Source organism: Robiginitalea sp. (genome assembly GCF_049588695.1).
Taxonomy (GTDB): Bacteria; Bacteroidota; Bacteroidia; order Flavobacteriales; family Flavobacteriaceae; genus Robiginitalea.
Genome location: NZ_JBAVZJ010000463.1, coordinates 1 through 7,137, shown reverse-complemented (window position 1 = coordinate 7,137; position 7,137 = coordinate 1). Strand labels below are relative to the sequence as shown.

The 7,137-nt window shown below is 46.7% G+C and carries 7 protein-coding genes and 3 pseudogenes; 7 read left to right on the top strand and 3 right to left on the bottom strand.

The window, feature by feature from the left end:
* Both WBV75_RS10950 and mtaB read left to right on the top strand, forming a co-directional pair.
* Positions 1 to 583 (top strand): annotated as a pseudogene (locus tag WBV75_RS10950) (glucose-1-phosphate thymidylyltransferase); the annotation flags it as partial.
* 73 nt (positions 584 to 656) lie between these two features.
* Positions 657 to 1,985 carry a tRNA (N(6)-L-threonylcarbamoyladenosine(37)-C(2))-methylthiotransferase MtaB gene (gene mtaB / locus WBV75_RS10945; RefSeq protein ID WP_424120643.1) on the top strand — a complete coding sequence of 443 codons (1,329 nt, stop codon included), beginning with the start codon at positions 657 to 659 and terminating at the stop codon, positions 1,983 to 1,985.
* Between the two features lie 53 nt (positions 1,986 to 2,038).
* Here the strand turns inward: mtaB and WBV75_RS10940 are convergent, their stop codons facing one another.
* Positions 2,039 to 2,332 (bottom strand): GNAT family N-acetyltransferase, encoded by a 294-nt coding sequence (locus tag WBV75_RS10940; RefSeq protein WP_424120642.1) that lies wholly within the window; start codon positions 2,330 to 2,332, stop codon positions 2,039 to 2,041.
* A gap of 158 nt (positions 2,333 to 2,490) precedes the next feature.
* Between WBV75_RS10940 and WBV75_RS10935 the strand changes: the two genes are divergently transcribed.
* The 3 genes from WBV75_RS10935 (at position 2,491) to WBV75_RS10925 (ending at position 4,644) form a co-directional block, all read left to right on the top strand.
* A complete protein-coding gene (locus WBV75_RS10935) occupies positions 2,491 to 3,177 on the top strand; it encodes an alpha/beta fold hydrolase (RefSeq protein ID WP_424120641.1) in 687 nt (228 codons plus the stop codon).
* Positions 3,178 to 3,207: 30 nt separating this feature from the next.
* Entirely contained in the window at positions 3,208 to 4,167 is a 960-nt protein-coding gene (locus WBV75_RS10930) for a lytic transglycosylase domain-containing protein (RefSeq protein WP_424120640.1), read from the top strand.
* Positions 4,168 to 4,278: 111 nt separating this feature from the next.
* Entirely contained in the window at positions 4,279 to 4,644 is a 366-nt protein-coding gene (locus tag WBV75_RS10925; RefSeq protein WP_424120639.1) for an SdpI family protein, read from the top strand.
* 198 nt (positions 4,645 to 4,842) lie between these two features.
* On the opposite strand, the pseudogene WBV75_RS10920 reads toward WBV75_RS10925, so the two are convergent.
* Positions 4,843 to 5,357, bottom strand: a pseudogene (locus WBV75_RS10920) (DUF2892 domain-containing protein).
* Positions 5,347 to 6,246 (bottom strand): DUF6263 family protein, encoded by a 900-nt coding sequence (locus WBV75_RS10915; protein WP_424120638.1) that lies wholly within the window; start codon positions 6,244 to 6,246, stop codon positions 5,347 to 5,349. Before WBV75_RS10915 ends, WBV75_RS10920 begins: the two are co-directional and overlap by 11 nt.
* Positions 6,247 to 6,402: 156 nt before the next feature.
* Between WBV75_RS10915 and rpmH the strand changes: the two genes are divergently transcribed.
* Both rpmH and WBV75_RS10905 read left to right on the top strand, forming a co-directional pair.
* Positions 6,403 to 6,561: a 50S ribosomal protein L34 gene (gene rpmH / locus WBV75_RS10910; protein WP_424120637.1), complete on the top strand. Its 159-nt coding sequence runs from the start codon at positions 6,403 to 6,405 to the stop codon at positions 6,559 to 6,561.
* An 88-nt stretch (positions 6,562 to 6,649) separates the two neighbouring features.
* Positions 6,650 to 7,137: pseudogene (locus tag WBV75_RS10905) on the top strand (carbamoyl-phosphate synthase large subunit); the annotation flags it as partial.

Sequence of the window (7,137 nt, the reverse complement as noted above, 5' to 3'; positions counted from 1 at the left end):
GGGATGCCTGATACGTGGTGGTTTTGCCCTTGGAGCCCACGGTGTGGTTAAAATGGGTGCCAAGATTTATGGGCCAACTACTGCAGGCCCGTATTGTAAAATTGGAGGTGAGATAAATAATTCTGTGCTTTTTGGGTATTCAAACAAGGGGCATGACGGGTTCCTGGGTAATGCTGTTTTGGGGGAATGGTGCAACCTCGGGGCGGACACCAATAATTCGAACCTAAAGAACAACTATGCCAAAGTGCGGTTGTGGAACTATGCCTCCGGGCGCTTTGACCAGACCGGGTTGCAATTCTGTGGACTGGTAATGGGGGATCACAGTAAATCTGCCATCAACACCATGTTTAATACCGGGACTGTAGTTGGGGTGAATTGCAATATTTTTGCATCGGGATTCCCCAGAAACTTTATCCCGAGTTTTAGCTGGGGAGGGACTGCCGGCTTTAGCACCTATCTCCCCGAAAAGGCTTTTGAGGCGGCTCGTGTAGCCATGCAGCGCAGGGGGGTGGCATTTACAGCTGAGGATGAAGCCCTGATGTTAAAAGTGTTTGAAATTTCCAAAACCTATCGCAAGGCCTGACTACCGGAGGGGCTTCCCCTGTAATACCTTGATTTTTTTATCTTTGGAGCCCTTTAGACAATAGAAATCCCTTATGCAACGTACCGTAGCTTTTTACACCCTGGGATGTAAACTGAATTTTGCAGAGACCTCTACCATCTCAAGAGCGCTTGAAAAGGAAGGATTCCAAAAGGTGTCCTATCCCGAAACAGCGGATTTGTACGTGGTCAATACCTGCTCAGTAACGGAGAATGCCGATAAAAAATTTCGTTCAGTAGTCCGTCAGATACAGCGGATCAACCCTGAAGCCTATATTGCCGTGGTAGGGTGTTATGCCCAGTTACAACCCGATGAGATCGCTTCCATTCCGGGGGTGGATCTGGTTCTTGGAGCTACAGAAAAGTTTAATATCACATCTTATCTGGAGGACCTGGAAAAGCAGGAGGCGGGGCAGGTTCACTCCTGCGAAATCAGCCAGGCAGATTTCTATGTAAGCAGTTATGCCATAGGAGACAGGACCCGGGCATTTCTTAAAGTCCAGGACGGTTGTGATTATAAGTGCACCTACTGTACCATACCCCTGGCCAGGGGTATCTCCAGGAGTGACTCTCTGGACAATATTCTTTTAAAAGCGGCCGAAATTGCCGGGAAGGGAATTCGGGAGATTGTCCTGACCGGGGTGAATATAGGAGATTACGGTAAAGGGGAGTTTGGAAATAAAAAACACGAGCACACTTTTTTGGAGCTCATTCAGGGTTTAGACAAAGTCCAGGGTATTGAACGCCTCAGGATATCATCAATTGAGCCTAATTTACTCCAAAATGAAATCATCGATTTTGTCGCGGAAAGCCATGCGTTTGTACCCCATTTTCATATCCCTTTGCAGAGCGGCAGCAATACGATACTTAAAGCGATGCGACGGCGCTATCTCCGAGAGTTATATGTGGAACGAGTGGCGCGCATCCGCTCTGTAATGCCGGATGCTTGTATTGGGGTTGATGTGATTGTCGGTTTTCCGGGCGAGACAGAGGAGCTATTCAGGGAGACTTACGATTTCCTGCACGCCCTGGATATTTCATACCTCCACGTCTTTACCTATTCTGAAAGGCCTGATACCCCTGCGGCGTCAATGGCCGGCAGTGTGGGGCAGGCCGAACGAAAAAAACGCAGTAAAATGCTCAGGAGCCTGTCTGCCAAAAAAAGGCGGGCCTTTTACACTACCCAGCTTGGGAAGGTGCGTACGGTCCTGTTTGAAGGAGAAAATAAAAAAGGCTACATCCATGGATTTACCGAGAATTACGTCAAGGTGAAAACCCCCTGGGATCCCGGCCTGGTCAATACTTTGCATCCCATTCGCTTAGAGGGTATAGATGCGGATGGATTGGTTCGTATTCAGCGGTTGGAGCCAATTGAACTCCCATAAAAAAACCCGGCGAATGGCCGGGTTTTTTTATGGTAAATGCATTAGTGCCAATATCAAATCCGGATACCTACAGGCAACATTTCTTTATACTGTCTGTTGTTTCTTAGGAAACCTGCAATTTGCGGACTGGTCGGTACTACTCTTAAATTCTGCTCCTGAATATGATTCAGGACCGCTTTAATGAAATCCTCTTTAAATCCCTCTTTAGTAATTTCTTCAGGAATAACGAGTTTCGTCAGGAAAACCTTACGTTCCTGGGAGGCGTATTCAATTTTTGCCAAATGTCCGTCCATTTGGGCTTCAAATTGGCGCAAAAAAGCATTATCCTTGATAGCCAGATCACTCATATAGTTTGATTTAGTTTTGGTTTCAGATAAAAAAATTACGAACTATGTGATCGTAATTAGAACTTCTTGGACTGCCCGACGTGGATTTGGGAAGCATAAGTTTGGGCAGCGTACAAAAGTACTTAAAAAAATGCTAAAAACCTAGGAAAAGCCGCGTTTTGAAAACCCTCCCTGTTGAGAAAATTCATGTGTATTTTGTCCCGGGCCTGGCAGCGAGCCCCAGGATCTTTGAGCACATTGTATTGCCCCCCGACCAATTTGAAGTGCACCATCTGGATTGGTTCCTCCCTCCCTCCGGAGCCGATCTCGCGGAATACGCCCGAATAATGTCGGAACGGGTAACACATGATGCTCCGGTTCTTATCGGAGTTTCCTTTGGGGGCATGCTTATTCAGGAAATGGCGCGATTTCTGAATCCCCGGAAGCTGATTGTCATCTCGAGTATAAAGTGCAGGGATGAGATGCCCAGAAGATTATGGATTGCCCGGTATACCCGACTGCATAGACTACTGCCTACCGGGGCAGTACAAAATCTTGAATCACTGACCCGATTTGCTTTTGGAGATGCGGTACGCAAGAGGTTAAAGCTCTACGAGCGGTATTTGGGGATTCGAGATAAGGAGTATCTGGATTGGGCCCTCGAGGTTATTGTTCATTGGGACAGGGAAACCCCAGAGCCCGGATTGATCCATATCCACGGAGACCAGGATGCCGTTTTTCCCATAAGCCACCTGGGCCCTTACCTGTGTGTGGAAGGAGGGACGCATACCATGATCATACATCGCTACAAATGGTTTAATGAGCGATTGCCTGCAATAATATTGGAGGAAGCAGGTTCTATTTAATACCTTTGAGGTAATCTTAAGTCCTTTCCCATGCAACTATTGAAAAAAAGCCTGATGCTCCTTGGGGTGTTGGTCGTTTTGAGCTCCCTTGTTTTTGCCGTTCAACAGGGTACGTCCCAGAAAGAGATCACCCAAGAATCCGATGCCGACCCGGAAGAAGGAGTGCGTGTGGACCCCAACTATCGGATCTCTGCCATTGCCATACCAGAAGATTTGAATTTTGCCGGGGAAGCGGTGCCTCAGGAAGATCCGGAGGTTATGGAGCGGATAGACCGGGAATTCCTTGTAAACACATACTGGCAATCGAATGCGCTTTTGCTGATGAAGCGAGCGCATAAGTACTTCCCGATCATAGAACCTATCCTTTCAAAAAACGGTGTCCCGGAAGACTTTAAGTATCTGGCCGTGGCGGAAAGTGGCCTGCAAAACGTGGTGTCTTCGGCCGGAGCCCGTGGCTTTTGGCAGATTATGAAACCCACCGGAAGAGAGTATGGCCTGGAGATCAATGACAATGTAGATGAACGCTATCACCTGGAAAAGGCTACTCAGGTAGCTTGTGACTATTTGAATAAATACAAAGAGAAATACGGGAGTTGGACCCTGGCCGCCGCCGCTTATAACGCCGGAACCGGAGCCATTGACCGCTATATGAATATTCAGCAAACCGATGGCTATTACGACCTCCTCCTGGGGGACGAAACAGGTCGTTACGTGTTCCGTATCATGGCGATCAAGGAGATCCTGAAAGATCCTGAGACTTACGGCTTTAAAATCGGGGAGGAAGATTTTTACCAAAATGTACCCACTTTTCAGGTAGAGGTGGATACTGCCGTGAGCAACTTTGCCGAATTTGCCCAGAACTACGGGATCAGTTATAAAATTTTAAAACGACACAACCCCTGGCTCAGAGAACCTCATCTGAATAATGCATCCGGCAAAATGTATCAGATTTCAATCCCGATGAAGGGATACTACAAAGTCGGGCCTTAACCTTTCCGGGATACTGAACCAGCAGGCAATTGTGCCGGTTGAAATGTCTGGAAATGTTGTGGGCCAACTGGAATACCTTATTCAGGTAGTACTCAAGAATGCTATAAACTCATGGAGGCACTTTTCACAAATCCCTGGACAATCATCCTGCTGCTTACAGGGCTCCTGTCTGCACTGTCCGGATGGATACTGAAAAAGTATCCCCCCAAATCGATTAACTGGTTTTATGGATATCGTACCCGCCGTGCGATGAAAGGTCAGGATCAGTGGGATTTTGCCCAGAAGCTCGCCGGTCGGGAAATGCTACGAAGTGGCTTGTTACTCACTGTTTTGGGGATTGCCGGTGCCTGGTTGCCTTTATCAGATGAGGCAGCTGTTGCAGTCGCCCTGGTTCCAGTTATCATTTTTGCTTTTCTTCCTGTGGTACGCGTGGAAACTGAGCTCAAAAAACGATTTGAAGGATCCGGCAGGAACTAAGGAAGGTTCTCGCTTCCATCGTGGGCTACCCATATAGAAATACGCTTTGAGCAGCAAGTGACTCAAAGAGGATACACGGAAACCTTTTCTCGGGACTTGCCAGGGTTTTGCAGCCTAATGGAATAGCTTTAGGCAGGGGGGAGGGGCCAACCCCTTTAAAGAATAAAAAAACCCGTAAAGTTGAAAACAGCGTTTGGATTAAATCTTTTTCAACTGCTGCTGCATCATCTTTATCTGCTCGTTCAGCATGTTGTTTTTATCCAGTTTTTTGGCTTCCTGAAGCAGGGTTGTCGCTTCTCGTTTACGCCGTTTTTGCATCGCGATTCCTGCAAGACTGAGTTTTGCCATGGCCACATCGTAGTCCATATTCAATCCGAGTTTTAAGGCTTTCCGGAAGAATTTTTCTGCCTGGGTCAGATTTTTCTGGGAATAAATAATGCCGTACAAATAATTGTAATACCCCTGTTGTTTTGTCGTCAGGGCCCCTTCCGGATTTTTGATTTTTTCCAACCATTTTCGGTCCCATCCAAATCCTGCTTCCGCATGCGCAGGAAAGACAAAAGGATCAGTTCATTGCGGAAATACAGAAACACGAAGATCAGGGAAAGCAAAATCAGGAAGATACCATTCCCAATTTCCCCCTGGACAAATTGATATCCGGCCAGGGCGATAATAGCAAATGCGAGGATGAGTTTAATATTTTTATTGAACATTTTTTTGTGCGATTAAACGGTATGTGACTATTGAATTTATGTTCGTTGGGATTTCCACAGCACCCATTTGTGCGGCGGTTGAAATTCCCTCCGCTTCGCTCCGTACACTCATTTCACGGATAAACCCGCTTTTTCGGTCGGCGATTACGGTGGTTTGTTGCGTACCTTGCAGGCGCATGCTGTTCGAAGGTTCGTCAGATTTAATAATAATATTGGCCATCCCACTAATGTAGGTGCGTTTGGTGGTAAGACTATCGAGCTTCCAGTTGTTTTCAGCTTCCACCTTCCCCTCGAACCGATTGGACCACTCGTCGTTTTTGGAGACGGGTTTCCCGGGATAGAAATAGGTCATTTGCTCATAGCTTTCGGCCAGGGCCTGGGAACCGTACTGTTGTTCGAGAGATTTTTTCATGACACTTCGGGAGAACCCTTCAGGCAATCCAGACTGTTCCAGAACCTTGGAAATCATCTGTTCCCCACCGACCACCCCGAGGATGTCCCCTCGCCGGCTCAATTCCATTTGTACGGGGATATTCAGTAAACCATTGAAAATAGCAGCCTGTGCATCTCCTGCACTGGGTTCTCCTGAATGTACATCGAGGAGTACACCCTGCAAACTACTTTCGATTTTGAATATAAGATCATTGAACATAAACTCCAGGAGATACGTACTGTCCTTTAGCTCCAGTACTCGAAACTGTATGACCCCTGTAACCCGATTGGTCAGCTCATGGCTGTTATCGTCCATACTTTGGGAAATATGTTGCTCCGCTTTCTGTTCAAGGGTAAAAACGTCCCCTTTACGAAGTTTGTATCCCAGGGTATCCTGGGCCAAAAGCACCCCCGGGAAACACAACAATAGAAGCAGTCTGTAGAGGGTTCTCTCCATGGGAAATTCGCCTTGAAAAATGCAGGGACAAAAGTAGTAAAAACAATTCTAAAAAAAATTTATTCCAATTTGGGAAAGCCAAAAGTCTTCGTATATTTGCGCCCAGATTTTGCTCAGGGAAATGAGTGATTTAAATGAGCCAAAAAGCGCTTCAACATGAAAAGAACATTTCAGCCGTCAAAAAGAAAACGCAGAAACAAACACGGTTTCCGCGAGCGTATGTCTTCGGCCAATGGCCGCAAGGTTTTGGCACGCAGAAGAGCTAAAGGTCGTAAGAAAATTAGTGTATCCTCTGAGCCGAGACATAAAAAATAATGGTTTACCCATTTTCAGAAATAAATCAGGTGTTACTTGTTGAAAGTAGCACCTTTTTTTTGCCTAAAAACTATTAACCCCTCCCAGCATGCCTAAAAGAAAAGATCTGAAATCCATACTGATCATAGGATCAGGCCCTATTATTATTGGTCAGGCCTGTGAGTTTGACTACTCCGGTTCCCAGGCGCTCCGCTCCCTGAGAGAGGACGGAATTGAAACAGTACTGATCAACAGCAACCCTGCGACCATTATGACGGATCCCTCAATGGCGGATCACATTTACCTGTTGCCGTTGAATACAAAGTCGATTGTCGAGGTCCTTAAAAAACATCCGAATATCGATGCGGTCCTTCCTACTATGGGGGGGCAAACAGCTCTGAACCTCTGTATAGAGGCCGGTGAAAAAGGGATATGGGATGACTTTGACGTTCAGATCATCGGGGTGGATATCGATGCGATTAATATTACGGAGGATCGGGAGAAATTTCGCGAGCTCATGACCCGTATTGGGGTGAAGATGGCACCTCAATCCACAGCTACGTCTTTTCTCAAAGGAAAGGAAATCGCCCAGGAATT